Source organism: Burkholderia sp. TSV86, assembly GCF_001522865.1.
Lineage (GTDB): Bacteria > Pseudomonadota > Gammaproteobacteria > Burkholderiales > Burkholderiaceae > Burkholderia.
On record NZ_LOWB01000104.1, the window covers coordinates 44700 to 71238 of the forward strand.

General features: G+C 65.2%; 26 protein-coding genes. 10 read left to right on the top strand and 16 right to left on the bottom strand.

What is annotated here, in order from left to right; all coding sequences use genetic code 11:
* Nucleotides 1–33: 33 nt before the first annotated feature.
* From iscU to iscX, 6 genes are all read left to right on the top strand, one after another.
* Complete coding sequence (gene iscU, locus WS68_RS18150) at nucleotides 34–444, top strand: Fe-S cluster assembly scaffold IscU (RefSeq protein WP_059572110.1); 411 nt, start codon at nucleotides 34–36, stop codon at nucleotides 442–444.
* Between the two features lie 193 nt (nucleotides 445–637).
* Nucleotides 638–961, top strand: coding sequence for an iron-sulfur cluster assembly protein IscA (gene iscA, locus WS68_RS18155; protein WP_059572217.1), 324 nt, complete (start codon nucleotides 638–640; stop codon nucleotides 959–961).
* Nucleotides 962–1087: 126 nt separating this feature from the next.
* A complete protein-coding gene (hscB, locus tag WS68_RS18160) occupies nucleotides 1088–1615 on the top strand; it encodes a Fe-S protein assembly co-chaperone HscB (RefSeq protein WP_059572111.1) in 528 nt (175 codons plus the stop codon).
* A 143-nt stretch (nucleotides 1616–1758) separates the two neighbouring features.
* Entirely contained in the window at nucleotides 1759–3627 is a 1869-nt protein-coding gene (hscA, locus tag WS68_RS18165; protein ID WP_059572112.1) for a Fe-S protein assembly chaperone HscA, read from the top strand.
* A gap of 111 nt (nucleotides 3628–3738) precedes the next feature.
* Nucleotides 3739–4080, top strand: a complete 342-nt coding sequence (gene fdx, locus WS68_RS18170; RefSeq protein ID WP_059572113.1) for an ISC system 2Fe-2S type ferredoxin — start codon at nucleotides 3739–3741, stop codon at nucleotides 4078–4080.
* A 22-nt stretch (nucleotides 4081–4102) separates the two neighbouring features.
* The gene (gene iscX / locus WS68_RS18175) at nucleotides 4103–4309 is read left to right on the top strand and encodes a Fe-S cluster assembly protein IscX (RefSeq protein WP_059572114.1); all 207 of its coding nucleotides are present in this window, start codon (nucleotides 4103–4105) and stop codon (nucleotides 4307–4309) included.
* 297 nt (nucleotides 4310–4606) lie between these two features.
* On the opposite strand, the gene WS68_RS18180 is transcribed toward iscX, so the two are convergent.
* From WS68_RS18180 to WS68_RS18200, 5 genes are all read right to left on the bottom strand, one after another.
* Nucleotides 4607–5344, bottom strand: coding sequence for a glycine zipper 2TM domain-containing protein (locus tag WS68_RS18180; protein WP_059572115.1), 738 nt, complete (start codon nucleotides 5342–5344; stop codon nucleotides 4607–4609).
* Between the two features lie 491 nt (nucleotides 5345–5835).
* Nucleotides 5836–7362, bottom strand: a complete 1527-nt coding sequence (lysS, locus tag WS68_RS18185; RefSeq protein WP_059572116.1) for a lysine--tRNA ligase — start codon at nucleotides 7360–7362, stop codon at nucleotides 5836–5838.
* Between the two features lie 131 nt (nucleotides 7363–7493).
* Nucleotides 7494–8598 (bottom strand): peptide chain release factor 2 gene (gene prfB / locus WS68_RS18190; protein ID WP_156429570.1). Its coding sequence is split into 2 segments (ribosomal slippage): nucleotides 7494–8516 and nucleotides 8518–8598, totalling 1104 coding nucleotides; the frame shifts between segments, so codons are not numbered across the junction.
* 398 nt (nucleotides 8599–8996) lie between these two features.
* Nucleotides 8997–10691, bottom strand: coding sequence for a single-stranded-DNA-specific exonuclease RecJ (recJ, locus tag WS68_RS18195; RefSeq protein WP_059572117.1), 1695 nt, complete (start codon nucleotides 10689–10691; stop codon nucleotides 8997–8999).
* A gap of 12 nt (nucleotides 10692–10703) precedes the next feature.
* Complete coding sequence (locus WS68_RS18200) at nucleotides 10704–11801, bottom strand: regulator (protein WP_082710157.1); 1098 nt, start codon at nucleotides 11799–11801, stop codon at nucleotides 10704–10706.
* 239 nt (nucleotides 11802–12040) lie between these two features.
* Between WS68_RS18200 and WS68_RS18205 the strand changes: the two genes are divergently transcribed.
* The 4 genes from WS68_RS18205 (at nucleotide 12041) to WS68_RS18220 (ending at nucleotide 17714) form a co-directional block, all read left to right on the top strand.
* The gene (locus WS68_RS18205) at nucleotides 12041–13294 is read left to right on the top strand and encodes a lipoprotein-releasing ABC transporter permease subunit (RefSeq protein WP_059572119.1); all 1254 of its coding nucleotides are present in this window, start codon (nucleotides 12041–12043) and stop codon (nucleotides 13292–13294) included.
* A 19-nt stretch (nucleotides 13295–13313) separates the two neighbouring features.
* Nucleotides 13314–14042, top strand: coding sequence for a lipoprotein-releasing ABC transporter ATP-binding protein LolD (gene lolD, locus WS68_RS18210; RefSeq protein ID WP_082710133.1), 729 nt, complete (start codon nucleotides 13314–13316; stop codon nucleotides 14040–14042).
* A 282-nt stretch (nucleotides 14043–14324) separates the two neighbouring features.
* Nucleotides 14325–15113, top strand: coding sequence for a TatD family hydrolase (locus WS68_RS18215; RefSeq protein ID WP_059572219.1), 789 nt, complete (start codon nucleotides 14325–14327; stop codon nucleotides 15111–15113).
* 54 nt (nucleotides 15114–15167) lie between these two features.
* Nucleotides 15168–17714, top strand: a complete 2547-nt coding sequence (locus WS68_RS18220; protein WP_082710134.1) for a ComEC/Rec2 family competence protein — start codon at nucleotides 15168–15170, stop codon at nucleotides 17712–17714.
* On the opposite strand, the gene WS68_RS26490 is transcribed toward WS68_RS18220, so the two are convergent.
* From WS68_RS26490 to WS68_RS18270, 11 genes are all read right to left on the bottom strand, one after another.
* Nucleotides 17609–18679 (bottom strand): tyrosine-type recombinase/integrase, encoded by a 1071-nt coding sequence (locus WS68_RS26490; protein ID WP_082710135.1) that lies wholly within the window; start codon nucleotides 18677–18679, stop codon nucleotides 17609–17611. The two genes, WS68_RS18220 and WS68_RS26490, sit on opposite strands and share 106 nt — an antisense overlap.
* 208 nt (nucleotides 18680–18887) lie before the next feature.
* Nucleotides 18888–20348 (bottom strand): DEAD/DEAH box helicase, encoded by a 1461-nt coding sequence (locus WS68_RS18235; RefSeq protein WP_059516560.1) that lies wholly within the window; start codon nucleotides 20346–20348, stop codon nucleotides 18888–18890.
* Nucleotides 20345–20506, bottom strand: coding sequence for a hypothetical protein (locus WS68_RS18240; RefSeq protein ID WP_197419637.1), 162 nt, complete (start codon nucleotides 20504–20506; stop codon nucleotides 20345–20347). Before WS68_RS18240 ends, WS68_RS18235 begins: the two co-directional genes overlap by 4 nt.
* On the bottom strand, nucleotides 20503–20646 hold the full coding sequence (locus WS68_RS28460; protein WP_176704078.1) for a hypothetical protein: 144 nt from the start codon (nucleotides 20644–20646) through the stop codon (nucleotides 20503–20505). Before WS68_RS28460 ends, WS68_RS18240 begins: the two co-directional genes overlap by 4 nt.
* A 79-nt stretch (nucleotides 20647–20725) precedes the next feature.
* Nucleotides 20726–21136, bottom strand: coding sequence for a hypothetical protein (locus WS68_RS27810; protein WP_125910447.1), 411 nt, complete (start codon nucleotides 21134–21136; stop codon nucleotides 20726–20728).
* Nucleotides 21129–21338, bottom strand: a complete 210-nt coding sequence (locus WS68_RS18250; RefSeq protein ID WP_125910448.1) for a hypothetical protein — start codon at nucleotides 21336–21338, stop codon at nucleotides 21129–21131. Before WS68_RS18250 ends, WS68_RS27810 begins: the two co-directional genes overlap by 8 nt.
* Nucleotides 21328–22866 carry a hypothetical protein gene (locus WS68_RS18255; protein WP_059516567.1) on the bottom strand — a complete coding sequence of 513 codons (1539 nt, stop codon included), beginning with the start codon at nucleotides 22864–22866 and terminating at the stop codon, nucleotides 21328–21330. Before WS68_RS18255 ends, WS68_RS18250 begins: the two co-directional genes overlap by 11 nt.
* A gap of 109 nt (nucleotides 22867–22975) precedes the next feature.
* Entirely contained in the window at nucleotides 22976–23395 is a 420-nt protein-coding gene (locus tag WS68_RS28465) for a VRR-NUC domain-containing protein (RefSeq protein WP_176704079.1), read from the bottom strand.
* 3 nt (nucleotides 23396–23398) lie between these two features.
* Nucleotides 23399–25528: a DNA polymerase I gene (locus WS68_RS18260; RefSeq protein ID WP_059516569.1), complete on the bottom strand. Its 2130-nt coding sequence runs from the start codon at nucleotides 25526–25528 to the stop codon at nucleotides 23399–23401.
* Nucleotides 25525–25797, bottom strand: coding sequence for a hypothetical protein (locus WS68_RS18265; RefSeq protein ID WP_059516571.1), 273 nt, complete (start codon nucleotides 25795–25797; stop codon nucleotides 25525–25527). The genes WS68_RS18260 and WS68_RS18265 overlap by 4 nt, the downstream gene beginning before the upstream one ends.
* Nucleotides 25798–25850: 53 nt before the next feature.
* Entirely contained in the window at nucleotides 25851–26237 is a 387-nt protein-coding gene (locus WS68_RS18270) for a hypothetical protein (RefSeq protein ID WP_197419638.1), read from the bottom strand.
* Nucleotides 26238–26539 lie beyond the last annotated feature (302 nt).

Sequence of the window (26539 nt, forward strand, 5' to 3'; positions counted from 1 at the left end):
CGCCGCACGGACGAAATGCAAGGAGTTTGAGTCATGTCTTACAGCAACAAGGTTCTGGATCACTACGAAAATCCGCGTAACGTCGGTTCGTTCGCGAAGGACGACGATGCGGTGGGTACCGGCATGGTCGGCGCGCCCGCGTGCGGCGATGTGATGAAGCTGCAGATTCGCGTCGGCGCGGATGGCGTGATCGAGGATGCGAAGTTCAAGACGTATGGCTGCGGTTCGGCGATCGCGTCGAGTTCGCTCGTCACCGAATGGGTGAAGGGCAAGACGCTCGATGAGGCGCTCGCGATCAAGAACACGCAGATTGCCGAGGAACTGGCGCTGCCGCCGGTGAAGATTCACTGCTCGATCCTCGCCGAAGACGCGATCAAGGCGGCCGTTGCCGACTACAAGCAGCGTCACGCGGGCGCGGCGCAAGGCGACAAAGCCGCTGCGTGAGGCCGGCTATGCGCTGCGCGCCGGCTGGCCGTGCGTTGCGGGCAAGCGCCGGGATAGGCGCTGTGGGCAATGCGCGATGAGCCGGTGGTGCAGGCAGGCTCTGTGTGCGCTGACGGCGCGGCGGGTTGGACGGACGACGTTTGAGTTTGAACGCAATACGCGCGTGGCCCGGCTGCGCGCGGCGAAGGACATTATGGCAATCACACTGACCGAAAAAGCGGCGCAACACGTGCAGAAGTATCTGACGCGTCGCGGCAAGGGGCTGGGCCTGAGGCTCGGCGTGCGCACGACCGGCTGCTCGGGGCTTGCGTACAAGCTCGAATATGTTGATGAGCTTGCCGCCGAGGATCAAGTGTTCGAGAGCCATGGCGTGAAAGTCGTCGTCGATCCGAAAAGCCTCGCGTATATCGACGGCACCGAATTGGACTTCGCGCGCGAAGGGTTGAACGAGGGATTCAAGTTCAACAACCCGAACGTGAAGGACGAATGCGGCTGCGGCGAGTCGTTCCGCGTCTGACGACGATTCCATACGGCGCGGCAACAGGCGGCGCGGGCCGCCTTTTTAATGGGCGGCGCAACGGCTCGCGACAGCGGGCGTTGGGCCGCGCGATCGACAACGAATCCTGCACGATTGCGACACGCGATGGTTTCGCTCAAAGACAGCCACTTTGATTTGTTCGGCCTGCCGGCGCAATTCGCGCTCGACGAGCAGGCGCTGGATGCCGCTTATCGCACCGTGCAGTCGCAGGTGCATCCGGACCGCTTCGCGGCGGCGGGCGACGCGCAAAAGCGCGTCGCGATGCAATGGGCGGCGCGCGCGAACGAGGCGTACCAGACGCTGCGCGATCCGCTCAAGCGTGCGGCGTATCTGCTTGCGCTGCGCGGCGTAGAGGTCGGCGCCGAGAACAACACGGCGATGGAGCCGGCGTTCCTGATGCAGCAAATGGAGTGGCGTGAGCGCATCGAGGATGCGGCCGCCGCGAGCCATGTCGGCGAACTCGACGCGCTGCTTGCGGAGCTGCGCGACGAGCGGCGCGCGCGGATCGCGAAACTCGCCGCGCTCGTCGATAGCGGCGCCGACCAGGGGGCAGCCGAGGCGGTGCGGCAGTTGATGTTCGTCGAGCGCGTGACGGCGGAGATCCGCGCGCAGATCGAGCGTCTCGAGCGCTGATGCCCGGCTGCGATGCCCGGCTGCGCTCTCCAGTCGCAGCCGCAACAACGGCCGCGGATGCGCGGCCGCGATACTAACTGCGCGCGGCACCCCGGCTTCACGCGCGCGATGCAACGAGGGCTACGCCCCTCATCGAACTGAAGATGGCTTTACTGCAAATTTCCGAACCCGGCATGGCGCCCGCGCCGCATCAGCGGCGGCTCGCCGTCGGCATCGACCTCGGCACGACCCATTCGCTCGTCGCCGCGGTGCGCAACAGTATTCCCGAAGCGTTGCCCGACGAAGCGGGGCGGGTGTTGCTGCCGTCCGTCGTCCGCTATCTCGAGAACGGCCGCCGCCGGATCGGTCATACGGCAAAAGCCGAGGCGGCGCGCGATCCGCGCAATACGATCGTGTCCGTCAAGCGTTTCATGGGCCGCGGCAAGGCGGAAGTCGAGGGCGCGGCGAATGCGCCTTACGAATTCGTCGACGCGCCGGGCATGGTGCAGATTCGCACGGTCGACGGTGTGAAGAGCCCGGTCGAAGTGTCGGCCGAGATTCTCGCGACGTTGCGCCAGCGCGCGGAGGATACGCTTGGCGACGAACTGGTCGGCGCGGTGATCACCGTGCCCGCGTATTTCGACGACGCCCAGCGCCAGGCGACCAAGGACGCCGCGCGGCTCGCGGGGCTGAACGTGCTGCGCCTGCTGAACGAGCCGACCGCGGCGGCGATCGCTTACGGGCTGGACAACGGCGCGGAGGGGCTTTACGCGGTCTACGATCTGGGCGGCGGCACGTTCGATCTGTCGATTCTGAGGCTCACGAAGGGTGTGTTCGAAGTGCTCGCCGCGGGCGGCGATTCGGCGCTCGGCGGCGACGATTTCGACCATGCGCTGTTCGATCATGTGCTCGCGCGCGCGAACATCGATGCGAAGACGCTCGCGCCCGAAGACGTGCGCCTGCTGCTCGACCGGGTGCGCATCGCGAAGGAGGCGCTGTCGGATGCGCCGGACGTGAAATTGGACGTGACGCTGTCGACGGGCGCGACGCTCGCGCAGGCGATCTCGCGCGATACGTTCGCGACCGTCGCCGAGCCACTCGTGCAGCGGACGCTCGGGCCGACCCGCAAGGCGCTGCGCGACGCGCAGGTCACGGCGGCCGACATCAAGGGCGTCGTGCTCGTCGGAGGGGCGACGCGCATGCCGGTGATTCGGCAAGCGGTGGCGGAATTCTTCGGTCAGCCGCCGCTCGTCAATCTCGATCCGGACCAGGTGGTCGCGCTCGGCGCGGCGATTCAAGCCGACCTGCTCGCCGGCAACCGCGGCAGCGGCGACGATTGGCTGCTGCTCGACGTGATTCCGCTGTCGCTCGGCGTCGAGACGATGGGTGGTCTCGTCGAGAAGATCGTTCCGCGCAATTCGACGATTCCCGTCGCGCGCGCGCAGGATTTCACGACGTTCAAGGACGGCCAGACCGCGATGGCGATTCACGTCGTGCAGGGCGAGCGCGAGCTGGTGTCCGATTGCCGGTCGCTCGCGCGCTTCGAGTTGCGCGGCATTCCGCCGATGGCGGCGGGGGCGGCGCGCATTCGCGTCACGTATCAGGTCGACGCGGATGGCCTTTTGTCGGTGTTCGCGCGCGAGCAGGGCTCGGGCGTCGAGGCGTCGGTGGTCGTGAAGCCGTCGTATGGTTTGGCCGACAGCGACATCGCGCGGATGCTCGAGGACAGCTTCAGCGCGGCCGAAGTCGACATGCGCGCACGCGCGCTGCGCGAAGCGCAGGTCGACGCGCAGCGCCTCGTCGATGCGACGCAGGCCGCGCTCGACGCCGACGGCGATTTGCTCGAGGCGGGCGAGCGCGCGGCGATCGACGGCCTCGTCACGTCACTGCGCACGCTTGCGACGGGCGACGATACGGACGCGATCGACGCGGCGACCAAGGCGCTCGCCGCGGGCACCGACGAGTTCGCCGCGCGCCGGATGGACAAGAGCATCAAGCGGGCGCTCGCCGGCCGCAAGCTCGACGAGATTTGATATACGCTGCGCCGCGCGGCCGGGCTGACGCCGCGGGCCGCGCGGCGCGACGACGAACCCGCGCGGCTGCGCGCCGAGCCGGCCGCGCCTAGCGCAACGAACGGAACCAACATGCCTCAACTCGTAGTACTGCCGCACGTCGAACTGTGCCCGGACGGCGCGGTGATCGACGCCGTGCCCGGCAAGAGCATCTGCGACAATCTGCTCGACAATGGCGTCGAGATCGAGCATGCATGCGAGAAATCGTGCGCATGCACGACCTGCCACGTGATTATCCGCGAGGGCTTCAACGAACTCGAGCCGTCCGAGGAGGACGAGGACGATCTGCTCGACAAGGCGTGGGGGCTTGAGCCTACGTCGCGCTTGTCATGCCAGGCGATCGTGAAGGACGATGTGGATCTGGTGGTCGAGATCCCGAAGTACTCGATCAATCACGCGAAAGAAAATCACTGATGACGCGCAAGGAGAGACGGCGATGAAATGGACCGATTCGCGCGAGATCGCGATTGCGCTGGCAGAACTGCATCCGGACGTCGATCCGAGGACTGTCCGCTTTACCGAGCTGCGCGAGTGGGTGCTCGCGCTTGACGGCTTCGACGACGATCCGAATCGCTCCGGCGAGAAAATTCTCGAAGCGATCCAGACGTATTGGATCGACGAATCGGATGTCGACGACGATTGAAGTGCTGAAGTGCTGAAGTGCTGAAGTGCTGAAGTGCTGAAGTGCTGAAGTGCTGAAGTGCTGAAGTGCTGAAGTGCGGTCGGGCGAGTGTTCGCGCATGTGGGCAGATGTCTGCAACGTTCGCGCGCACGGCCCACGCGCACACGCGAACGGATATGGCTGCCGAGCGGTGCTCGCACGGCGTTGCGTCGGCGGCGGGTCGCAGCGAAATCGAATCATGCGTAAAGAAAAACGGCTCGTGAAGCGATCGCTTCACGAGCCGTTTTTTCATACCGCCCCGCTCGCGCGGTGCGCTGATCAGGCGCCGACCAGTGTGCCGTTTTCGACCCGCACGCGCTGCCCTTGGCCGAACGGCGGCGGGTTGCGGTACGTAAAGGTGCGCGTCGAGCCGTCTTGCATCTGCACTCGCACCTGATAATCGGTTTCGCTGCGAACCTGTTTTTCGATTGCATTGCCGGCGAGCCCGCCGCCGAGTGCGCCAAGGATCGTCATTGCCGCGCGGCCGTTTCCGTGGCCGAACTGGTTGCCGGCAAAGCCGCCCGCCGCCGCACCGCCGATCGCGCCAAGCCCCGAACTGGTGCCGGCACTGCGTACCGGCACGATGGCGGCGACGGTGCCGCAGCTCGAGCAGTAAGACGCCTGCGACGGTTGCGGCGAATACGGCTGCTGCGCATATTGCGGCTGCGGTGCGGCGGCCGTGTTGTGCTTGCGCGGCGTGTGGCGCGCCGGCTGTTGAGGTGCGGCCTGCGCGACAGTTTGGCGTTGTTGCTGCGCGGCTTGCTGGGCGGCCTGCTGCTGCGCTTGAGCGGCGAGCGCGGCGCTTGCCGCGGCGGCCGTATCGACAGCCGGTTGCGACGCGATCAGCGCGGCCTGCGTTTGCGGATTCTGCTCGGCGGTGCTGCTCGCTTTCGGGAACAGGCCCGTGACGGCGGCCGTTGCCGCGAGGCTGGCGATGATGACCGCGCCCGCGGCGGTAGCGATGAGCGGATGGAGGCGCTGACGTTGCTGCGTAGTAGCGGTGTTTTGATTGTCCATTTTCGACTCTCCTGACGCGCACGGACGTGCGTTATTTTCTGCAGTCAAGTGTCGATCATCCGCTATGGGCGCGCCGTTTCAAGTTGTAACGATTCGCTGTGGAAACTTCGGTGTCAAACACCGTCAAATGCGCGCACGGGCCGCTGCGGCAATGGCGGCGCGCTGAAAGGGACGGAGCGCAAGACGCGTGCGACGGCCGTGCTTTAACCAGTGGTTACAAAGCACGCGATCAGGTAGGCGGCGGATTGGGCGTTTGGGGGGATTCGAGCGCCGCTGACGCGCTTACGGCGAGGTTCTGCCCACGCTGAAGGGGGCGCGGCTTTGCGCCACACGGTGGCGGTGGAGCAAAAAGTGGCGCAGGTGAAGCGAAAAGCGGCTGCGCCAGGCGGGCGAATCGCCGGTGTCGAACGGACGGACGGCGGGCCGCCCGGCCGGGCGATCAGGCAACTGAACGATCGGCCGGCCGGGCGCGGCGCTGCAAGCCGCCGCCGTCAGTCCTCGCGGCGCAGATGCGGGAACAGCAGCACGTCGCGGATCGTTGGGCTGTCGGTGAGCAGCATCACGAGGCGGTCGATGCCGATGCCGCAGCCGCCGGTCGGCGGCATGCCGTATTCGAGCGCGCGGATATAGTCGGCGTCGAAATACATCGCTTCTTCGTCACCCGCGTCCTTTTGCTCGACTTGCTTCTTGAAGCGGGCCGCCTGATCTTCCGGGTCGTTGAGTTCGGAGAAGCCGTTCGCGATCTCGCGGCCGGTGACGAACAGCTCGAAGCGCTCGGTGATGCCGGGCACCGTGTCCGAAGCGCGCGCGAGCGGCGATACCTCGACCGGGTAGTCGATGATGTAGGTCGGTTCCCAGAGCTGCGACTCGGCGGTTTCCTCGAAGAGCGCAAGCTGCAGTGCGCCGATGCCCGCGTTCAGAAACGCCGGCTGCGACGCGTCCACGCCGAGCCGCTTGAGTTCGGTGCGCAGATAGGCGGGATCGGCAAGCTGAGCGTCGGTGTAGGACGGCGCGTACTTCTGGATCGCCTGCGTGATCGTGAGCCGGTGGAACGGCTTCGACAGATCGAGTTCGCGGCCTTGATACTGGAACGTCGCGGTGCCGAGCGCGTCGATCGCCGTCTGGCGGATCAGTTGTTCGGTGAAATCCATCAACCAACGATAATCGGTGTACGCAGCGTAGAACTCCATCATCGTGAATTCCGGATTGTGGCGCGGCGACACGCCCTCGTTGCGGAAATTCCGGTTGATTTCGAATACGCGCTCGAAGCCGCCGACGATCAGGCGCTTCAGATACAGCTCCGGCGCGATGCGCAGGAACATCTGCATGTCGAGCGCGTTGTGATGCGTGACGAACGGCTTGGCCGCCGCGCCGCCTGGGATCGGATGCAGCATCGGCGTTTCGACTTCCATGAATTCGGCGTCGCTCATGAACTTGCGGATCGACGCGATCGCCTTCGTGCGCGCGCGGAACGTCGCGCGCGTTTGCGGCGTGACGATCAGATCGACGTAGCGCTGGCGGTAACGCATTTCCTGGTCCGCGAGGCCGTGGAACTTGTCTGGCAGCGGGCGCAGCGCCTTCGACAGCAGCCGCAGCGCCGTACACTTCACCGAAAGCTCACCCTTGTTCGTGCGGAACAGCACGCCGCGCGCGGCGACGATGTCGCCCAGATCCCACTTCTTGAATGCTTCGTAAGTGTCCGCGCCGACGTCGGCGGGCGTGACGAAGAACTGGATCTGGCCCGAGCCGTCCTGCACGGTCGCGAAGCTCGCCTTGCCCATCACGCGTTTCAACATCATCCGGCCGGCGATCGCGACTTCAAGGGACTTTGCTTCGAGCGCTTCCTTGTCGGCATCGGCGTGTTCGGCTTGCAGATCGGCTGCGTGGTGGGTCGGCCGGAAGTCGTTCGGGTACGCGACGCCTTGCTCGCGCAGCGCGCGCAGCTTGTCGCGGCGCTCCGCGATGATCAGGTTTTCGTCCGCCGCGACTGCGGCCTGCGGTTGGGTCGGTTCGGTCATGATGGTCGGTTCGGTGGTGATGCATGAGCGGGGCGGTGCGACGGCGATGCACGAGGCGGCCCGCCGGGCGGGCGCCTCTTCGTCGCGCGGGCGCGGATGGCGGCCGTGCGGGCCGCGCCGCGCGCGGGCGCTTACACGCCCTGTTTGAGACTTGCGCTGATGAAGTCGTCGAGATCGCCGTCGAGCACGGCCTTCGTGTTGCTCATTTCGACGTTCGTGCGCAGATCCTTCACGCGGCTCTGGTCGAGCACGTACGAGCGGATCTGGTGACCCCAGCCCACGTCGGTCTTGCTCGATTCGAGCTTGTCCTGCTCGGCCTGGCGCTTGCGCAGCTCGGCTTCGTAAAGGCGCGACTTCAGCATCGCCATCGCCTCCGCGCGGTTGCGGTGCTGCGAGCGGTCGTTCTGGCACTGGACGACGATGCCCGTCGGCATATGCGTGATGCGCACGGCCGAATCGGTCTTGTTGATGTGCTGGCCGCCCGCGCCGGACGCGCGATAGGTGTCGATGCGCAGATCGGCCGGGTTGATTTCGACTTCGATCGAATCGTCGATTTCCGGATAGACGAACACCGACGAGAACGACGTATGGCGGCCGCCCGACGAGTCGAACGGCGATTTGCGCACGAGCCGGTGAATGCCGGTTTCGGTGCGCAGATAGCCGTATGCGTATTCGCCCGTGACCTTGATCGTCGCGTTCTTGATGCCGGCGACATCGCCGTCGGACTCTTCGAGCACCTCGGCCTTGAAGCCCTTGCGCTCGCAGTAGCGCAGATACTGGCGCAGCAGCATCGACGCCCAGTCGCACGCCTCGGTGCCACCGGCGCCTGCCTGGATGTCGATGAAGCAGTTGTTCGGATCGGCCGGGTTCGAGAACATCCGGCGGAATTCGATGTCGGCCACGCGCGCCTCAAGCTGCGCGGCGTCGCTTTCGGTCGCGACGAGCGTGTCTTCGTCGCCTTCGTCGCGCGCGAGGTCGAACAGATCCTGCGTGTCGCGCAGGTCGTTATCGAGTTGCGTGAGCGTCGTCACGACGCCTTCGAGCAGCTTTTTCTCCCGGCCGAGCGCCTGGGCGTTCTTCGAATCGTTCCAGACGTTCGGGTTTTCGAGGGCCTTGTTGACTTCGGCTAGACGTTGCGATTTGACGTCGTAGTCAAAGATACCCCCGTAGCTCGCCCGCGCGCCGGCGCAGGTCCGCAAGGGAGCTTTCGATCGCGTTCAGACGTTCCGCTTCCATGATCTCGTTCGCTCGTGATGCTTCGTGAAAAGGGGAAATTATAGCCGATGGTGGTGGGCGACCGGCCGGGCGGCCAGGCTCGCCGGCGGCATGCGCGGGCACTCATGTGCGTAGCCGGATTCGCGCGCGCCTCATGCCGATGACGGCGGCCGCTGCTTCCCGCTGCCTGCGGCGGTTGAGCGCCTGGCGACAAGGTGGTGGAGTGATACGGGTTCATGCGGGCTGGTTCGGGCCGGCTCGGATTGGTTTGGACCGGTTCGGACGGGTTCGGGCTGCACGGGCGTTTCGGAACACGCCTTTCGATGCCCGCCCGGCGCAATGACGCGGGCCGCCCGGCCGGGCCCGGCGCGCTCGACCAAGCCTGGCCCGCCGCAACGGGCCAGACGCTCGCCGCCGTTTTACGCCGCGTGCTCGACGATCAACTGCAAGCGCGTCATGCCGTTCCACGTATCGCTCGCGAGCCGGTATGCAAGCGTCGCGCGCGCGGGCAGCGGCTCGGTGCGGTTGAACCAGATGGCGTTGAAGCGTTGCCGGCCGCGCGTCAACTGCAGCTTCAGATGCTTGTCTTTCACGAGCGCCTGCGACGCGACGCCGAATTCGCCCGAGAACAGCGGCGCCGGGAATCCCTGGCCCCAGACGGCCGAGTCGAGCAGCTCGACGATTTGCGGCGTGAAATAGGCTTCGTCGAGTTCGCCGTCGGTCTCGATCACGCGCGCGAGCGCGTCGTCGGTAAGCGATTCGCGCGCGACCGATTCGAACGCGGCCGCAAAGCGCGGCACGTTTTCGGTGTCGAGCGTGACGCCCGCGGCCATCGCATGGCCGCCAAACGTGATGATGAGGCCCGGTTCGCGCTTCGAGATCAAGTCGAGCGCGTCGCGCAGATGAAAACCCGCGATCGAGCGGCCCGAGCCCTTGACGCGCGCGCCGTTGTCGTCGGCGTGCGCGAACGTGAACGCCGGCCGGTGAAAACGCTCCTTCAGCCGTCCGGCGACGATGCCGATCACGCCCTGGTGCCAGGCCGGATTGAACAGCGTGATCGTCGCGGCTTCGGCGGGATCGACCGACGACAGATCGGCGAGCGCCTGCTGTTGCATGCCCGCCTCGATTTCGCGGCGCTCGCGGTTCATCGCGTCGAGTTGCTGCGCGAGTTCCCACGCGCGGCCGGCGTCGTCGGTCGTCAGGCATTCGATGCCGAGCGACATGTCCGACAGCCTGCCCGCCGCGTTCAGCCGCGGGCCCAGGCCGAAGCCGAGATCGAAGCCGCAGGCGCGGCGCGCGTCGCGCGCGGCCGCGCGAAACAGCGCGGCGACGCCCGGTTGCATGCGGCCGCTGCGGATGCGCGCGAGCCCCTGTGCGACCAGCACGCGGTTGTTCGCATCGAGCCGAACGACGTCGGCGACCGTGCCGAGCGCGACCAGGTCGAGCAAGCCGTCGAGCCGCGGTTCGGGGCGCGCGTCGCCGAACGCGCCACGCGCGCGCAGCTCGGCGCGCAGCGCGAGCAACACGTAGAACATCACGCCGACGCCGGCGATGTGCTTGCTCGGGAACGTGCAGCCAGGCTGGTTCGGATTGACGATCGCGCGCGCGGCGGGCAGCGTGTCGCCGGGCAGGTGATGGTCGGTGACGAGCACGTCGATGCCGCGCGCGTTCGCGGCCGCGACGCCATCGACGCTCGCGATGCCGTTGTCGACCGTGATCAGCAGATCGGGCCGGCGCTCGGCGGCGAGCGCGACGATTTCCGGCGTGAGGCCGTAGCCGTATTCGAAGCGGTTCGGCACCAGATAATCGATCTGTGCGCCGAACATGCGCAGGCCGCGCACGGCAAGCGCGCAGGCGGTCGCGCCGTCGCAATCGTAGTCGGCGACGACGAGCATCCGGCGGCCGGCCGCGAGCGCGTCGGCAAGGAGCGCGGCCGCGTCCGCGCAGCCTTTCAGTTGCGTCGGCGGCAAGAGGCGCGTGAGCGCGGTTTCGACGTCGGCGGGCGACGCGATCCCGCGCGCGGCGTACAGGCGCGCGAGCACGGGGTGCAGGCCGTGGCGGGCGAGCGCGTCGAGCGCGTCGGGAGCGCAGGGGCGGGTGACGATGCGGGTCATGCGGGAAACCGGTTATTCGATCGGTGTTTCGATCGGTGTTTCGAATAGGGATGCGAACGTGCGCCGGCGCCAGAATTTGCGCAACTCGCCGCGCGTGACGGCGAGCGTGACGGTGCTGGTGTCGCCGCAGAGCGTGAGCGCGAGTTCATCGAGCCGGCCGTCGCCGAGCGCGGCGAGCGCGGGCGCGAACCAGTCGCGTTCGAGCACGGCCAGCGCGTCGTGCCAGCGCGCCCAGTCCTGTTCGATGAACGGCGCGCTCAGCGCGTCGAGTTCGACGAGCGTTGCCGCGCCAGGCTGAGCGGAGCCGGCAGGCGGCAGCGCGTCGAACGACGCGGGCGGCGCATCCGTTGCCGCGCGCGCCGCAAGGGCGAGCCCGCGCGCGCCCGGCGAACGCGACAACACGCGCGCGAACGGGCTCGTCACGGGCTTCATCGCCCCTTGCGCATGGAACCAGATCGAATTGACGGCCGGATAGCCGCGCGCTTCACGCGCGTCGTTGACCGGATGGCCGAACCACGCCATCTGCACTTCGTTCTGCAGTTTCATCCACGCGCGCGAGCGTTCGCCCGTCTGCGTCTCGTGCGGCAGCCAGATTTCGATGTTGCGTCCGCTCGCGCGCAGCGGCGCGGCGCCCGCAAGGCTCGCGAACTGCGGGCTCGACAAGTACCAGCGCGCCGGCCGCGGCGCCTGTAGCGTGACGCCCAGCTCCTCGATCAGCGGGCGGGCGGTGGCCAGAAGCGCGGCCGCTTCGTCGTCGCGGATGTCGAGCGAGGCCGGATCGATCAACACCAGATGATCGGTGGCGATCCGCACATGAACGGGCTCGACGCATGCCCATGTGTGGCTGCCCGGCTCGCCGCCGTCGGCGGCGAGCATGTAGGGCGCGAGCGGCGCGTCGTCGGTGCCGGCATCGGTTGCGCCGAAGCGGCACGCGAGCCAGTGCTCGTGCGGCAGCGTGCGCTGGAACGCTTCGCCCGCCACGCGCTCGACGATACGTGCGCGGGCGACGAGCTTGTCGAGTGCCGGGCGGGCGGCTGGCGGGCCGGCGGCGTTGTCGGCTGCCGAAGGCAGCGCGAAAGGCAGAAGAAGGTGAAGACGTTGGGCGCGCATGATGGTGCGCATTGTAGGCCATAAGGGCAGCGCTGCTGGCGCGATGGCCGCAGGCCGCGTCGCGAAGGGCGCGATTGGTAAAATTGCCGGGCGGCGCGGCGCCCGAGGCCCGCGGCGCGCGCCGCCGCGTTTTCAGGGGCGATTAAGCATTGTGTGGCACACTGCGCGCACATGTCGGTGACCGCCCGGTTCGCGCGCTGCGCGGGCCGCGACGCATCCAACCCGTAGAAAGGACACGCTTGAAACTTCCGTATGAATGGCAGATCGGCTGGCGCTATACGCGCGCCGGCAAACGCACGACCGGCAACGGCTTCATCTCTTTCATCGCGCTCGCATCGATGCTCGGAATCGCGCTCGGCGTCGCGGCGCTCATCGTCGTGCTGTCGGTGATGAACGGCTTTCAGAAAGAGGTGCGCGACCGGATGCTGTCGGTGCTCGCGCACGTCGAGATCTTCTCGCCGACGGGCTCGATGCCCGACTGGCATATGACCGCGAACGAAGCGCGGCTGAACAAGTCCGTGATCGGCGCGGCGCCGTATGTCGAGGCGCAGGCGCTGCTCACGCGCCAGGATGCGGTGAGCGGCGTGATGTTGCGCGGCGTCGATCCGTCGCTCGAGCCGCAGGTGTCCGACGTCGCGAAGGACATGAAGGGCGGCGCGCTGTCGGCGCTCGCGCCGGGGCAGTTCGGCATCGTGCTCGGCAATGCGCTTGCCAGCAATCTGGGCGTGTCGATCGGCGACAAGATCACGCTCGTCGCCCCGGAGGGGACGATTACGCCAGCCGGGATGATGCCGCGTCTGAAGCAATTCACGGTGGTGGGCGTGTTCGAGTCCGGGCACTACGAATACGACAGCTCGCTCGCGATGATCGACATCCAGGATGCGCAGGCGCTTTTCCGGCTGCCCGCGCCGACGGGCGTGCGGCTGCGCCTGGCCGACATGCAAAAGGCGCCGCAGGTCGCGCGGGAACTCGCGCATTCGCTTTCGGGCGAGCTGTATATCCGCGACTGGACCCAGCAGAACAAGACATGGTTTTCCGCGGTGCAGATCGAGAAGCGGATGATGTTCATCATCCTGACGCTGATCATCGCGGTCGCGGCGTTCAATCTCGTATCGTCGCTGGTGATGACGGTGACCAACAAGCAGGCCGACATCGCGATTCTGCGCACGCTGGGCGCGCAGCCGTCGTCGATCATGAAGATCTTCGTCGTGCAGGGCGTGACGATCGGCTTTGTCGGCACTGCGTCGGGTGTCGCGCTCGGATGCCTGATCGCGTGGAGCATTCCTTGGCTCGTGCCGATGATCGAGCATCTGCTCGGCGTGCAGTTCCTGCCGCCGTCAGTGTATTTCATCAGCGAACTGCCTTCGGAATTGGTCGCGGGCGATGTGATCAAGATCGGTGCGATTGCGTTCGCGCTGTCCGCGGTCGCGACGCTCTATCCGAGCTGGCGCGGCGCGAAGGTCCGCCCGGCGGAGGCGCTGCGCTATGAATGATCAGGTGTTCGAACCAGCAATGAATCAGCAACAAGAAAAAGCGCGCGTCGCCGCGCACGGCTATGTGCTCGAGGCGCACGGGATCACGAAATCGTTCGTGCAGGGCGGCCTCGACGTGCAAGTATTGAAGAACGCTGAGGTATCGGTGCGGCGCGGCGAGAAACTTGCGATCATCGGCGCGTCGGGCTCGGGCAAGAGCACGCTGTTGCATGTGCTGGGCGGTCTCGACGAGCCGAGCGCGGGGCAGGTGTCGCTGCTCGGCAAGCCGTTCACACAGCTTGCCGAGCGCGAGCGCAACGATCTGCGCAACCGCTCGCTCGGCTTCGTTTATCAATTCCATCATTTGCTGCCCGAATTCAGCGCGCTTGACAATGTCGCGATGCCGCTGAGGATTCGCCGGATGCCGGTCGAACAAGCGCGGCGCGAGGCGCGCGAGATGCTCGATCAGGTCGGGCTTGCCGCGCGTGCGAAGCACCGGCCGGGTGAGTTATCCGGCGGCGAGCGGCAGCGCGTCGCGATCGCGCGCGCGCTCGTCACGAAACCCGCGTGCGTGCTCGCCGACGAGCCGACCGGCAATCTCGACGGCGCGACCGCCGATCACGTGTTCAATCTGATGCTCGATTTGTCGAAAACGCTCGACACGAGTTTTGTGATCGTCACGCACGACATCGAACTGGCCGCGCGCTGTGACCGCATCCTGAGGTTGCGCGATGGCGTGCTGCACGAGGAACCCGCCGTGACGGCGTAACATTGAACGGCGGTTGTCCGGTTTCACGCGAGGCTGGGTGCCGGTTTGGGTTCCCATGCCGCTCGCGGTGACCGGGCGCGGCGCGCAGGAACTTGGAGTGACTGGCGTGCGGCGGTTGTCGCGCCGCGCTCGCGCGGGCAGTTCACGGGCGGCTCAAATGGGCTGCGAGTGCGTTCGGCGCGGCGAGCGGACACGGGCTCGCGGCCGCTCGCGCTTTCGCCGGCCGCCGCTTTTCTGAACAGCGGCCAGCTCTTCGCGGCCGGCTTGGCGAGTCAAACTGACATGTGGATCGATACGCACTGCCATCTCGACGCTGCCGAATTCGACGCCGATCGCGCGTGCGTCGCCGATGCGGCACGCGAGGCGGGCGTGTCCCGGATCGTGATTCCGGGCGTGGCCCGCGACAACTTCACGGTAGTGCGCGAGCTTGCGCACGCGACGGCGGGCGGCGCTTACGCGTTAGGCATCCATCCGATGTACACGCCGCACGCGCACGACGCCGATCTCGAGCGGCTGCGGATGGAAGTCGAGGCAAGCCTCGACGATCCGCGCTTTGTCGGCATCGGCGAGATCGGTCTCGATTACTTCGTGCCGGGGCTCGATGCGAATCGGCAGGCATTTTTCTACGAAGCCCAGTTGCGGCTCGCGCGCGATTTCGATCTGCCCGTGCTCTGCCACGTGCGCAAATCGCAGGATCGCGTGCTGGCTGGGCTGCGGCGCTTTGGCGTGCGCCGCGGGATCGCGCATGCGTTCAACGGCAGTTTCCAACAGGCGAACGCCTACCTCGCGCAGGGGCTCAAGCTCGGCTTCGGCGGCAACGTGACGTTCGGTCGCGCATTGCAGATCCGGCGGCTCGCGGCGCAACTGCCGCTCGATGCGCTTGTCGTCGAGACCGATGCGCCCGACATCCCGCCCGAATGGCGTTACAGGGCGCGCAACACGCCCGACCAGGTGCCGCCGATCGGCGCCGCAATCGCCGCGCTGCGCGGCATCGATCCGGCGCAGTTTGCGCTATCCACTTCGGCTAACGCGCTTGCCGCGCTGCCCCGTCTGGCGCTCGCCGCCGCATAATCGATTCGTGATGCGGACGCGCCGCGCGGGCGGCGCACGAAACGCGGAGGCGCGATGCGGGCGATGGTCGGCGCGTTCGCGCTCGGCGTCGTCGCGCTGCAACAGCAGGCGGCGTTGCCGGGCGCGGCGGCATGGGCGGGCGGCGTGCTCGCATTCGGGGTGTGCGTGTGGCTCGCGGCCGTTGCGTATCGCGGCTGCCGCGACGGGCCGCCGCGCCGGCGCCGGGCTGGCTTGTGCGCGTGCTGTTGCGCGGCGGCGCTTGCCGGCTTCGGCTATGCGGCGGCACGCGCGCAATGGCGCTTGAGCGATACGCTGCCCGAGCGGTGGGAAGGGCGCGATATCGTCGTGACGGGAGCGGTGCGCGGCTTGCCGTCACGCGATGCGAAGGGAGTGCGTTTTCTGTTCGATGTCGACGCAAACGATGCGGGCATCGCGCGCTTTCCTGCGACGCTGTCGCTCGGATGGTATGCGCTTGGCCGCGACGCGGCCGCGTCGCCCCGGCTCGTGCCGGGCGATCGATGGCGGTTGCGCGTGCGTTTGAAACGGCCCCACGGCAACGCGAACTTTGGTGTGCGCGACGCCGAGGCGAGCTGGCTCGCGCGCGGCATTCGCGCGCTGGGGTACGTGTCGGCGCCGCGCGATGCGCGGCGGCTCGCAAGCGGGGCGTCCGGCGCCGGCTATGCAATCGATCGGGTCCGTGCGCGCTTGCGTGAGCGCATCGATAGCGCGCTCGGCGCCGCGCCGCATCGCGGTATCGTCGCGGCGCTCGCGATTGGCGCGCAGGACGGCATCGGCGACGACGACTGGCGCACACTGCGCGAGACCGGCACGAGTCATTTGGTCGCCATTTCCGGGCTGCATGTCGGGATGGTGGGCAGTTTGTGCGGATGGCTCGCAGGCTGGTTCTGGCGGCGCTCGGGCTATGTCGGGCGTGCGTGGCCGCTTGTCGCGCCGGCGCAGAAAGTTGCCGCGCTCGGCGCGCTTGTCGGCAGCGCCGGTTATGCGGCGCTGGCGGGCTTCAACGTGCCGGCGCAGCGCGCGTGGTGGATGCTCGCCGCGGCGAGCGTCGCGTATCTGAGCGGGCGGTCGTTGCCGGCATCGTCGGTGCTCGCGGCGGCGCTCGTCTGCGTGCTGTTCGTCGATCCGTGGGCCGTGACATCGCCGGGATTTGGGTTGTCGTTCGGCGCAGTCGCGGCGATTTTGTTCGCGTCGGCTGGCCGCAGGGCAGCAGCGCGCGATGCGGCAGATGCCGCTCGGCCAAGTTCGGCTGACGCGGCAGGCGCTGGCCCAACCGCTGACGGCGTGTCGCCGTCGCATCAGGTCCGGGTGCGAGGCGCGATCGTGCGCATCGCGCGGCGTGCGATGCGGCGCCTGCGAGAGGCGTCACGCACGCAATATGCGGTGACGATCGCGCTCGCGCCGCTCACTGTTTTATGGTTCGCGCAGATTCCGCTTGCCGGGCCGCTTGCCAATGCGTTCGCGATTCCATGGATTGCCTCGCTCGTCACGCCGCTCGTGCTCACCGGCGTCGTGCTGCCCGCGCCGCTCGACGCCACGGTGTTGACTGTCGCCCATGCGCTCGTCGGTGCGCTGATGCGGTTGCTCGAAGCGATCGCCGGGGCTGGGCGCACGGTCTGGTTCTTGCCGCTGCCGGGCGGCTTCGCGCTTGCGGCAGCGGTCTGCGGTATCGTTTGGGCGCTCGCGCCGCGCGGCTGGCCGCTGCGGCATGCCGCGCCGCTTACGTGGCTGCCGCTCGTCGCGCCGGGGCCGCACGCGCCCGCCGATGGCGCATTCCGGTTGACGGCGCTGGATGTCGGGCAGGGGTCCGCGATCGTGATCGAAACCGCGCGGCATACACTGCTGTTCGACGCCGGGCCAGGGCCGGAGGCGTCGAACGCGGGTGAGCGGGTCGTCGTGCCGTTTTTGCGCGCGCACGGTGTGCGCGTGCTCGACGCGCTCGTAATCAGCCACGCGGATGCCGATCACGCGGGCGGCGCGCCCGCGATACTTTCGGCGTTGGCGGTTCGGCAACTCGTGGGCGGTCTGCCGCCGTCGAATCCGCTATGGCGCACCGCGCACGACGCCGGTGTGGCTGATGCGCTGCCTTGCGCGGCCGGGCAGCGCTGGCGCTGGGACGGCGTCGATTTCACGATGCTTTGGCCTGCCGTCGGCCCGCGCGCGCGCGGGCCGACGAACGCGCAGTCATGCGTGCTGCGTATCACGGCGCGCGGGCCGATGGTTGCGCCGATGGCGCGCGGCGCAACCGAGCAGCCGCCCGAGCGTTCCGCGCTGCTGACGGGCGACATCGACGCACGCTCCGAGCGCACGCTCGTCGCGGGCTCGCGCGCGGCGCTCGCCGCGCATGTGCTCGTCGTTGCGCATCACGGCAGCCGCACATCATCGACCGAACCTTTCCTCGACTCGGTCGAGCCGCGCGTCGCGGTATTTCAGGTAGGCTATCTGAAACACCGTGCCTACCTCGGGCCGGGAAAACCTTACGCAGCAAAGCTTTCCGGGGGTGTGTCAGTGCTGTCACGTGCTGCCTGTGACCAAATCGTGACCGCTTCTGCGTGCGCCGCAAGATGGTCAGGCGCGAGATGAGCGTATCGCAAAACCATCTCGTATTTCGACCAACCGCCGAGTTCCATCAACCGATTGAGTGGCGTACCCGCTTGCACGTGCCAACTCGCCCAGGTGTGCCGCAAGTCATGGAATCGAAAGTTTTCGATCCCGGCCCGCGCACATGCGCGCCTCCACTGCATCCGGTCCCAGCGCTCAATCGGTTTGCCGCGGCGCGTGAACACGCGCGTTGGATGCTTGCCGAGTTGACGCCGGATGACTGTAACCGCCTCGTCGTTCAACGGCACACCGATCGGTTTTCGCGCCTTTGCTTGATCGGGGTGAATCCATGCGCGGCGATTCACCAAATCAATTTGCGACCATTCCAGCCCGAGCACGTTGGCTTGACGCAGGCCAGTAGCGAGCGCAAGCGTTGCGACGTCACGCAACCATTCCGATCGAATTGCTTCGAGCAAGCGGTGGGCTTCGCCGCGCGTGATCCAACGTATGCGCTTAGGCGGCATTGCAAGTTCCGACAGTTTCGGGGCCTTATCGAGCCACCCCCATTCGTTCGCTGCGGCATTGAGCAACGCACGCATCGTGCCGAGATACCGATTCTTCGTCGTGGCCGTTAGCGGTCGGATGGCTTTTGTGCAGCCGTTGTGTTGCGGGAGCGCAGCAAAAATCTCATCGCGCGTGATCGAGTCTAGCCGTCGGCCAGCGAAGAATTGCCGGAAGTGTCGGATATGTATCCGCTTGTTCACGTTGTCGTGCGCGCACGTGCGTCCTGCACTTTCTTCAAGGAACCGGAGCGCCGCTTCATCGAACATGCGCGCAGGGCGTTCGCCAAGCTTCACGACGCGCCACGCCTCATGCTTCAACTTGTCGTGGAACTCTTGCGCCTCCTTTCGATTGGTTGTGCCAGTAGTTTGTCTAATGCGACCGCCGCCCGGCGTGCGGATGTCAACGTGCCAGATGTCACTGCCTTTGCGCTTTCGGATGGGCATTGAAAACTCTCCTTTCCTTCCGTCCGCGCCGGTCGATCGGCATTGTAACTGGACGTTTGTGCTTTCAGATTTTCGGGCCACACGCGCCACGCTGCGCCTACGCGGAAGAAGCCAAGGGCTTCCTTGTTTGCGTAGAGGGTCGAATACGAGACTTTGAGTAGCGCGGCCGCTTCCTTCAGGGTCAGTGCGCGGGTTTCCGTGTCGATAGTCATCGATTCCCCCTTCGTTTCATTGAGTCGAGCAAGATGTCTTGCACTTGGCGTTTGGTTTCCCGGCGCAGCACGACGTCTTCGTCGATCGTGTCGCGCGCGAGAATGTGGTAAATGAAGACCGGCCGGCGGCGTCCGGCCTGCAATTGACGGACGGGACCGATCCGCTCGACGATCTGCTGATATTCTTCGAGATTCCACCAGTGCCCAAAGACAGCGAGAATGTTTCCGCCGTCCTGCAAGTTCAGGCCGTGCCCGGCGCTGGCCGGGTGCGCGAACATCACGGGAATCTTGCCGAGATTCCAGTCACGAATCGTCTGTGGGTTCTGGTCGAGCGGCCGGCCGCGCGGGAATGCGCGCTGCAGCCGCGCAAGGTCCGACTTGAAGTGATAGGCGACGAGTACCGGCATGCCAGCGGCTTCCTCGACAATTTCTTCGAGCGCTTGTATCTTCAGGTCGTGGACCTCGTGCCACGGCGCCGTGTCGCTACCGTCATCGTCCTGCTTGTAGACGGCACCGTTTGCGAGTTGCAAGCACTTCATTGTCTTGCTCGCCACATTTACGGCTTCGATTGGACTGCCGTCGATTTCCATGAAGAGATGGCGTTCCATGTCACGATACAGGCGGCGCGCGCCGCTTGGCAGGTCAACGTAAACCGGTCGCACGATCGGTTCTTCGAGATCGAACCAATCAGCAGGGTCGAGGGAGATCGTGCAATCGGCGAGCGCTTCCTGAATCTGCTGCTGCGCGTGCGGCAACGGGCGCGTCTGGTGGTAGCCGTCGCCGCCTCGGATCGATTGGAACCAGCGTTCCTCGAACGCCGAATAGCTGCGCCCGAGCCGCCGACCACCATCGACGAACCACTGTTGCCCCCATAGATCCTGTAGCCCGTTGGGGGACGGTGTGCCGGTTAAATTGACCCATCGATGCACCTTTGTGTGGGCGATCTCGGCGAGGGCGCGGCCGCGCACACTGCCGCTGGATTTCCTCAGAAACTCGACGCCTTTCGTGCTGCGCTGCTTCGATACGCGAGTCGATTTAAGCTTGGTAGACTCGTCGGCGATGATCGTGCCGAACGGCCAGGGACGCGGATTGTGCTTGAACCAGTCAATCAACCATGGCAAGTTTTCGTAGTTGATCGAGAAGACCGGCGCGTCGCGGCGCAGTTGCATCGAGCGCCGGTTCGCATCTCCGATGATCGGCACAATTTCCATACCGGACAGGTGCTCCCATTTAGCGACCTCATCCGGCCACGTCGATTGCGCGACGCGCAGTGGCGCGACGACGAGCGTGGGCATCGTCTCAATCCCGAAGTGATAAAGCGTCTCAAGCGTCGTCAGTGTGCTTACCGTCTTGCCTAGGCCCATGCCGGCCCACACATTGGAGCGATCGATTTCGGATTCGTGACCGATGATAAGACGTTGGTAATCCCAAGGGGTAAAGGTGCGACGAGCCGTCATAGCCGGCGCTCCGTAGCGAAGAACAGCACGCAGCGAAAGTACAGTTTGAGCGCAGCGTCGAGCGTGGTTTCGAATACCGAATTACCGTGCTTGTCATACACCATCCAGTTGTGCGTACTGAGTTGCCGTGCGCGTGGCTTCGTGGTGATCTGGATCATGTACCGTACCCCGCTGCAAAGCATTTGACTGGTGCAACACCGTAGTAGAGGCGGAAGTAGCCGATGCCAAACGAGCCCGCGATGTAAAGCGCCATCACGACAGCACCAACGCAGGCGAATAAATAGAGAGTGGGTTTCATGTGATAGATATCGTTCGGGGTGTGCGAGACGCCGTGATCGTTGGCCGATCAACACGGTGCGTTATTTTTATGCCCCTCCTTATTCGCGCGGCTCTGGCCACACGACTCCGTTAAAAATTTCCCGAAGTTGGGCCGCGCGAGCTGCGAGCGCTCGACGATCGCGCGAACCTTCAGCCATCGTCACGCTAATTTCGTCGCGATTAAATGGAATGAGCCCATCAGTCAGCCGATATAGCAACGCGCCAGCTTGCAGCCAACCGCCGAATAAATCGACGCGCGGCTTCGATCGGATCAAGCGCGGGTCGAACTTTGCATCCCAACTGACATAGTTCATGCCATTGCAGTGGGGGCAAACATAGCGTTGATGGCACGGCGTACCGTCCATGTCTCCACCTTCGACGTCAAAGTACTGGCGACAATGTCCGCACTTGAGTCGCCAGCCCCCGACACTTCTGAAGTAGCGGCCGATCCGCTGGGTTTCGTCAGTCATGATCGGCTCCATTGAGAAGGGCGCGCATCGCCTCGATATGCGTTTGCGACACTGCCATCGCGCGACGGTCATGCGCTGCGATCTCGCGATCGTAGGTCGCTGCCAAGGCGCGGAGCGCGGTTTGCTGGGATTCACCCTTCTCGTTCAATTCGAGAAGCTCGCGGCATCGTTGCAGCAGGTCGTCGGTGGGCTTACCGGTCATGATCGGCTCCATTGAGAAGGGCTCGCAGAGCGACAGCAGCGAGCCTGCTATGCGTCAGTTCAAGGAAGTCCGCGGCTTGCATCAGCATCGCGCGCTGCTCGTCCGTCAGGCGCGCCTCTCCCGCATCGGCGGGGGCACTGACGATCGGCGAACCGTGATGCCAGAGCATCATGCAAAGGTTCGCCACGTCGCGCGGGTCGCCTTTGTCGACGTGTTCGAGCAGCATCCGCGATAGGTCGGCTGGGCTGCACGTCTCCCATCCGCCGCGGCCCTTGTCACGGGCCAGCGCGAGCTTGTGCTTCATGACGGCGGCGAACGAGTCCACGGCAACATCGTCGGAGTGAGGCTCGAGCGCCTCTGCCGGTGCGTCGCCGAACGCATCCCGGAACGCTTTCACCGAAATCGCCACGTTGCCGCCCTCGACCGTCGTGGCTGCGGCGATCGCGTTGAACGTCTTCTGGTATGGGAACGGCTCCGCCGGTGCGTCGGCGGGGGCTACCGGTTCCGTAACTTCGTTGCAGCGCGGGCAAAGAGCATTTGGAAAGCCGTGCTTCATCGTCATGGTTGCGGAGGCGTCCCCTTTCCACGCACACTCGCTGTTGCAGCATTGGTGTGTCTCTGCCGGTGCGTCGGCCTGCGCGGGTTGCGGGGCAGCGAGATATGCGCGGACCAGTGCCTTGAATTCATCACGCCGTGCATGATCAGTAGGGCCATCCGGCTTGTTATCGAGTAAATACAGCGCTTCGCGCAAAAGCGACTCCGCAACGGGAGCACGTGCATTCAGGAGACGCTTCAACTCTGCGCAGTCTTTTTCGAGTTGCAAATAAGATGGCTTCCAGTCGTACTCAGCCGCCGCCTCCGCAGCGGGCGATGCTGCCGCGCGGGCCTGCCAAGCGTCCCACGCCGTGACTGCATCGCGGTCGTGGTCTGCGATCGGCCGCATCGTGCCGCGCGTGTACCAGCGCTCGAACGCCGCCCGCTCGTCGACCGACGCTACCATTTTGCGGTCGTGCGCAATTTGGTCGGCCGACGCTGCTATCGCCATAGCGGGTTGCATCGACGTCCACCGTTCGATTGTCTTGTTGGCATAGTCGCTGGCCGCGCTCCAGCTATCCACTTGGTCGGGGAAATCCTCACGGTCATAATGTTGCCCTTCACGCCATGCTGCGCGTAGGTAGGCGAACAGATCACGCACGTCGATCGTTACCCGATACGGCTCGTCGGTCGGCGCTGTTGCCGGAGCGGCGGAGCGAGATAGTGCGCCGATCGCTTGCTCAATCGTATTGCGGGCGAACTCGCTTCTGCAAAGTGCACTGTCGCCGCTCATCAGCAGTCGAAGCCGTTCGATGAGGGCTCCTTCCGCACCTGTCTCATTGACGATGGAAGTCGGCGCTGCGGCGGGTGGTGCGTCGGCTTCGCGCAACAGTTCGCGCAGCGCACCGATCTGCTTTTCACCGCTGATCAGTATCGAAGGCAAACCGATCGCGCGCAGCGTCTCGGCAACCCGTTCGGGAAAGGTTTTCGTCATGATTAATCTGTTCCGAAAAAGAAGCGGGCGCGTCGAACAGACCGCGCCCACCAAAGAAGCCGCACCCCGAAATATTGGGAAATTGGCGCGGCATTACGGGGTAACAGGATCAGGATGTTGGTCGGGCTGCTGCGGTGCCCGTGTGCATGGCAGCGCGAATGATGCGTTCGGCAAATTGAATTGGTGACTCGCCAAGACTTGGCTGTAAATCAGCAATTTGCATACTGTCTGGGTGCTCTTGCACTCGTTGGAAAAACGCGTCGATCGCCTCTCTGGTGTCGACAACTAATGCGTTACAGCCGAACCCGATGAGGCGTTTCAATTCGCGCTCTTGTGCCAATGTGGGCTTGCCACCGGGCCGTTTGACTTCAATGAAGAAGATTCGGCCAGGCGGCAGGATGACGATCCGATCGGGTACACTGCGCCGAGCTGGACTCCTGAATTTGTAGGCACTACCGCCGGCTGCTCGCACACGGTCGACGAGATACGTCTCGATTTCTCTTTCAAGCACAGGTGATTGTTTTCCCATAGATCAGTCCTTCTTGTATCGGTACGCAGAGAAACCGGCCGCTGACAGAGGCAAGCCGTCGGCCCACGCCGGCACCGTTGCGATCAAGCTGGAAAGGTGCTCGGCGTTGAAATCGTCGCGGTCGGGTGCTTCGGTGACGACTTCGTCATGCACCTTCAACACCAGTTCATAGCCGGCTGCTTCAACAGACGGCGCGTTGTGAAATAGCACGTCACGCGCGACGGCTTGGCACAAGTTCTCGAAAATCTTTCCGCCGTAGGTCTTTGTGCGCTGCCACTTCCGCGAGTACTGGTTCACGCCCATGTAACTGATCTCGCCGTCGTCGCTCACGCGCGGCGCGAGATAGCAGAGCTGGCGCTTGCTCGGCAGCTGCACGCGCAGCCATTCGCCGTCGCGCCGCATGATCACGCGCCGCGCGCGAACGGTCTTGCCCGGCGAGCTGATCGTCTGCACCGCCGCGTCGCGCAGCTCACCCCAGTAACTCGATATCTGCGGGTGCGCTGCACGCCACAGGCGTTTCAGGATGTCGCAGGCGATGAACACGTCCTGCGGCAGGCCGAGCGTGCGGCGCTTCTTTACGGCCCAATCCCACATGCCGCGTGCCGCGCGCACGATCTCCGGGTCGACGGTATCGAGCGCTGCGAATACGGCCGCGCGGATGTTATCGAGGTCCATCTTGTACGTCATCGTGAAGGTGACGAACGCACCGACGCCACCCTCGTAGGCGAGCGCCAGCTCCATCACCTTTCCGAGCTGGCGCATGTATTTGTCGACTGCTTCGACTGCTACGCCGAACGCCCGCGCATACGCCAGCTTGTACAGATCGGTGCCGATGCCGGCATCGAAGTCTCGGAACGCTTGCAGCTTCCACTTCTCGCCGGCCAACCACGCTGCGTCACGCCCCTCGATGTTCGAAAGGTCGGCGACGGCGATTTTCTTGCCGGGCGGGGCAATGATCGCGCCGCGCACGACGTTTGCCGTCAGTCCGATAACATTGCTGAACACCAGATCGGCACAACCTGATTTCAGCGCCTCGATCCCCATTTCGGTGTAGCGGTCGGCGTCACCCTCCGAAATCTTGTCGACGCCGAGTTCGCGTTTCATCAGTGCAACATCCGGGCGCGGCATGTTGCCGGGCTGGTAGAGGCGGTGGGCGTCACGTCCGGTGCGCGCTGCACCGCAGAACTGCGTCAACCCCCGCAACCGACCATCACTCGACACGCCGCGCAACAGCGTTTTGTATTTCGACGAACTCGTCATCGTTGCTTCGAGGCGGATTGCGAGCAGTTCGCGCAGCGCGTCTGGCAGATCAGGGTCGTTGATGCGTCGCTCAAGCGTCGACTTCTTCATGTCTGGCAGATCGATGTCGTACTCTTTGAGCAGGTGTGCGAGCAATTTATCGCGTTGTGTCGCCTTCGCGACTTCGCCATCGGTCAGTTCGACTGTGCGAGCGGCGAGTTCTTTTTGCGCCCTGTCAATTGCATCGACGGCAGCGCGTGCGAGATCGACGTCCATTTGGATTCCGCGCATGTTGATGCGTTGGTCTTGATGCCAGAGTGCCAATTCGTCCGCATTGTTTGGATAATTCCATTTCGGCATCTTCGCGTGTACCGCGCGCATTGCCGTAATGTCGCGGCCGGCGTATTCGAGGAACCGCGCCCACTGCTCGGGGTGCGTTTCGCGCGTGGCGCGGCGCAGTTCGCTGAACGCTGGCCGTGGTTTGCAGAACAGCTGGATCAGCTGCGCCCCTTCCTTGTCCTTCGCTTGGTCGGTCGGCACGTTGAAGATCTCGCAGAGCAGGGCAAGCGCGCCGGGCAGGCCGTGCGCGTAAGCCTGCACCATCGTGTCGCGCCACTTTTCCTCGGGCATGCGCGCGTACACGTCGGGCATCGCGTGCATCAGCACGACGCGGTCGAACATGCCGCCGTTCTGCCACCAGTATTCATCGGCCGCGTCGATCGCCGCGTCGAGTTCGGCGGGCATCCGCGCGACTGCCGTGCGATCCCATGTGCCGACCGGACCGTCGTCGATGGCCCACGTCCAGATCATGATCTCGGCCTGCTTGGCGTAGCGGTGCGTGCCGTGCTTCAGCGGTATGGGCGAGAATGTTTCGGTGTCGAGCCACAGCTTCATGCCGCACCCTGCGCGATCGAGCGCGCCTTCGTCAGCGGCCGGATGTCGTTCAGCAGGCGCATGTTCTCGGTTTCGGTGCCGCGATACTTCAGCTTCACGAACACGCGGTGCAAATTGCGCTCGCCACTCAGCGACTCCTGCACGTCGTACCCGGTCACTTCGCACACGTGGTCGAAGTCATCGCGGCCGTGCGCGATCAGCACGAGCGCGCCGATCGGTGGCAGCAGTGGCGCGCCATCCCACAGCCGCGCGGTGTTTTCGTTGGGCATGGTTGCTCCGTACAGGCGACAGGCTGTATCCGGCAGATACAGCCTATGGGTTGTTAGAGGAGGGCGATCTGCTCGAAAGGCATATCCGGCCACGTGTGCCACGCCTTCACGGCGTTCTCGCGCCAGTGCGTAACGCGCATGTTCCAAGGCACGTGCAGCCCGCACACCAGCTTTCCATCAAGCGGCACGATGTGGTCAACGACGTGTTGCTCGCCCGTTTCTCGGGTCAAGCGTTCGGCGGTGGCGTATAAGATTGCGATTGCGACTCGTTGTACGGGCGTTAGCCATGGCGGTATCGCGCGGCGTTCACGCGCTCGGCGCCGTGCGCCATGCATACGGCTCGTGCGTAGGATCGGTACGCGCTGTTTGGCGATCACAAACAGCGGGCCGACGTGATGGCCGCCGCGCAGGTCAAGCGGCATCTGCTGTTTCAGGTTCATAATTCGGGTCTTCGAAATCGTCATCGCCGGGCATACGCATTGAGCCATCGGCACGGTAGTAACAAAAGCGCGAGCCGCGACGATGGGGCGGTCGGTTACCCGTGTAGTTATCACCCCACTGGTAGCCCGCACACGTGCAAAGCTCGTATTTCCCACGATCACGCGCCATGTTCGGAATCACGCGGAACTTCGTGCCACCGCACTTCGCGCACTTCCTCGGCCGCCGGTAGTCGTCCGGGTGTTTCGGGAAGACGTAGCGCAGCTTGCATTTCTCGCGACTGCATCGGACGTTCCATCGACGC

Excerpts from the sequence above, each read along its gene's own strand:
- iscU (WP_059572110.1), top strand. The coding sequence starts at position 34 with ATGTCTTACAGCAACAAGGTTCTGGATCACTACGAAAATCCGCGTAAC.
- iscA (WP_059572217.1), top strand. The coding sequence starts at position 638 with ATGGCAATCACACTGACCGAAAAAGCGGCGCAACACGTGCAGAAGTAT.
- hscB (WP_059572111.1), top strand. The coding sequence starts at position 1,088 with ATGGTTTCGCTCAAAGACAGCCACTTTGATTTGTTCGGCCTGCCGGCG.
- hscA (WP_059572112.1), top strand. The coding sequence starts at position 1,759 with ATGGCTTTACTGCAAATTTCCGAACCCGGCATGGCGCCCGCGCCGCAT.
- fdx (WP_059572113.1), top strand. The coding sequence starts at position 3,739 with ATGCCTCAACTCGTAGTACTGCCGCACGTCGAACTGTGCCCGGACGGC.
- iscX (WP_059572114.1), top strand. The coding sequence starts at position 4,103 with ATGAAATGGACCGATTCGCGCGAGATCGCGATTGCGCTGGCAGAACTG.
- WS68_RS18180 (WP_059572115.1), bottom strand. The coding sequence starts at position 5,344 with ATGGACAATCAAAACACCGCTACTACGCAGCAACGTCAGCGCCTCCAT.
- lysS (WP_059572116.1), bottom strand. The coding sequence starts at position 7,362 with ATGACCGAACCGACCCAACCGCAGGCCGCAGTCGCGGCGGACGAAAAC.
- recJ (WP_059572117.1), bottom strand. The coding sequence starts at position 10,691 with ATGACCCGCATCGTCACCCGCCCCTGCGCTCCCGACGCGCTCGACGCG.
- WS68_RS18200 (WP_082710157.1), bottom strand. The coding sequence starts at position 11,801 with ATGCGCGCCCAACGTCTTCACCTTCTTCTGCCTTTCGCGCTGCCTTCG.
- lolD (WP_082710133.1), top strand. The coding sequence starts at position 13,314 with ATGAATCAGCAACAAGAAAAAGCGCGCGTCGCCGCGCACGGCTATGTG.
- WS68_RS18215 (WP_059572219.1), top strand. The coding sequence starts at position 14,325 with ATGTGGATCGATACGCACTGCCATCTCGACGCTGCCGAATTCGACGCC.
- WS68_RS18220 (WP_082710134.1), top strand. The coding sequence starts at position 15,168 with ATGCGGGCGATGGTCGGCGCGTTCGCGCTCGGCGTCGTCGCGCTGCAA.
- WS68_RS26490 (WP_082710135.1), bottom strand. The coding sequence starts at position 18,679 with ATGCCCATCCGAAAGCGCAAAGGCAGTGACATCTGGCACGTTGACATC.
- WS68_RS18235 (WP_059516560.1), bottom strand. The coding sequence starts at position 20,348 with ATGACGGCTCGTCGCACCTTTACCCCTTGGGATTACCAACGTCTTATC.
- WS68_RS18240 (WP_197419637.1), bottom strand. The coding sequence starts at position 20,506 with ATGATCCAGATCACCACGAAGCCACGCGCACGGCAACTCAGTACGCAC.
- WS68_RS28460 (WP_176704078.1), bottom strand. The coding sequence starts at position 20,646 with ATGAAACCCACTCTCTATTTATTCGCCTGCGTTGGTGCTGTCGTGATG.
- WS68_RS27810 (WP_125910447.1), bottom strand. The coding sequence starts at position 21,136 with ATGACTGACGAAACCCAGCGGATCGGCCGCTACTTCAGAAGTGTCGGG.
- WS68_RS18250 (WP_125910448.1), bottom strand. The coding sequence starts at position 21,338 with ATGACCGGTAAGCCCACCGACGACCTGCTGCAACGATGCCGCGAGCTT.
- WS68_RS18255 (WP_059516567.1), bottom strand. The coding sequence starts at position 22,866 with ATGACGAAAACCTTTCCCGAACGGGTTGCCGAGACGCTGCGCGCGATC.
- WS68_RS28465 (WP_176704079.1), bottom strand. The coding sequence starts at position 23,395 with ATGGGAAAACAATCACCTGTGCTTGAAAGAGAAATCGAGACGTATCTC.
- WS68_RS18260 (WP_059516569.1), bottom strand. The coding sequence starts at position 25,528 with ATGAAGCTGTGGCTCGACACCGAAACATTCTCGCCCATACCGCTGAAG.
- WS68_RS18265 (WP_059516571.1), bottom strand. The coding sequence starts at position 25,797 with ATGCCCAACGAAAACACCGCGCGGCTGTGGGATGGCGCGCCACTGCTG.
- WS68_RS18270 (WP_197419638.1), bottom strand. The coding sequence starts at position 26,237 with ATGAACCTGAAACAGCAGATGCCGCTTGACCTGCGCGGCGGCCATCAC.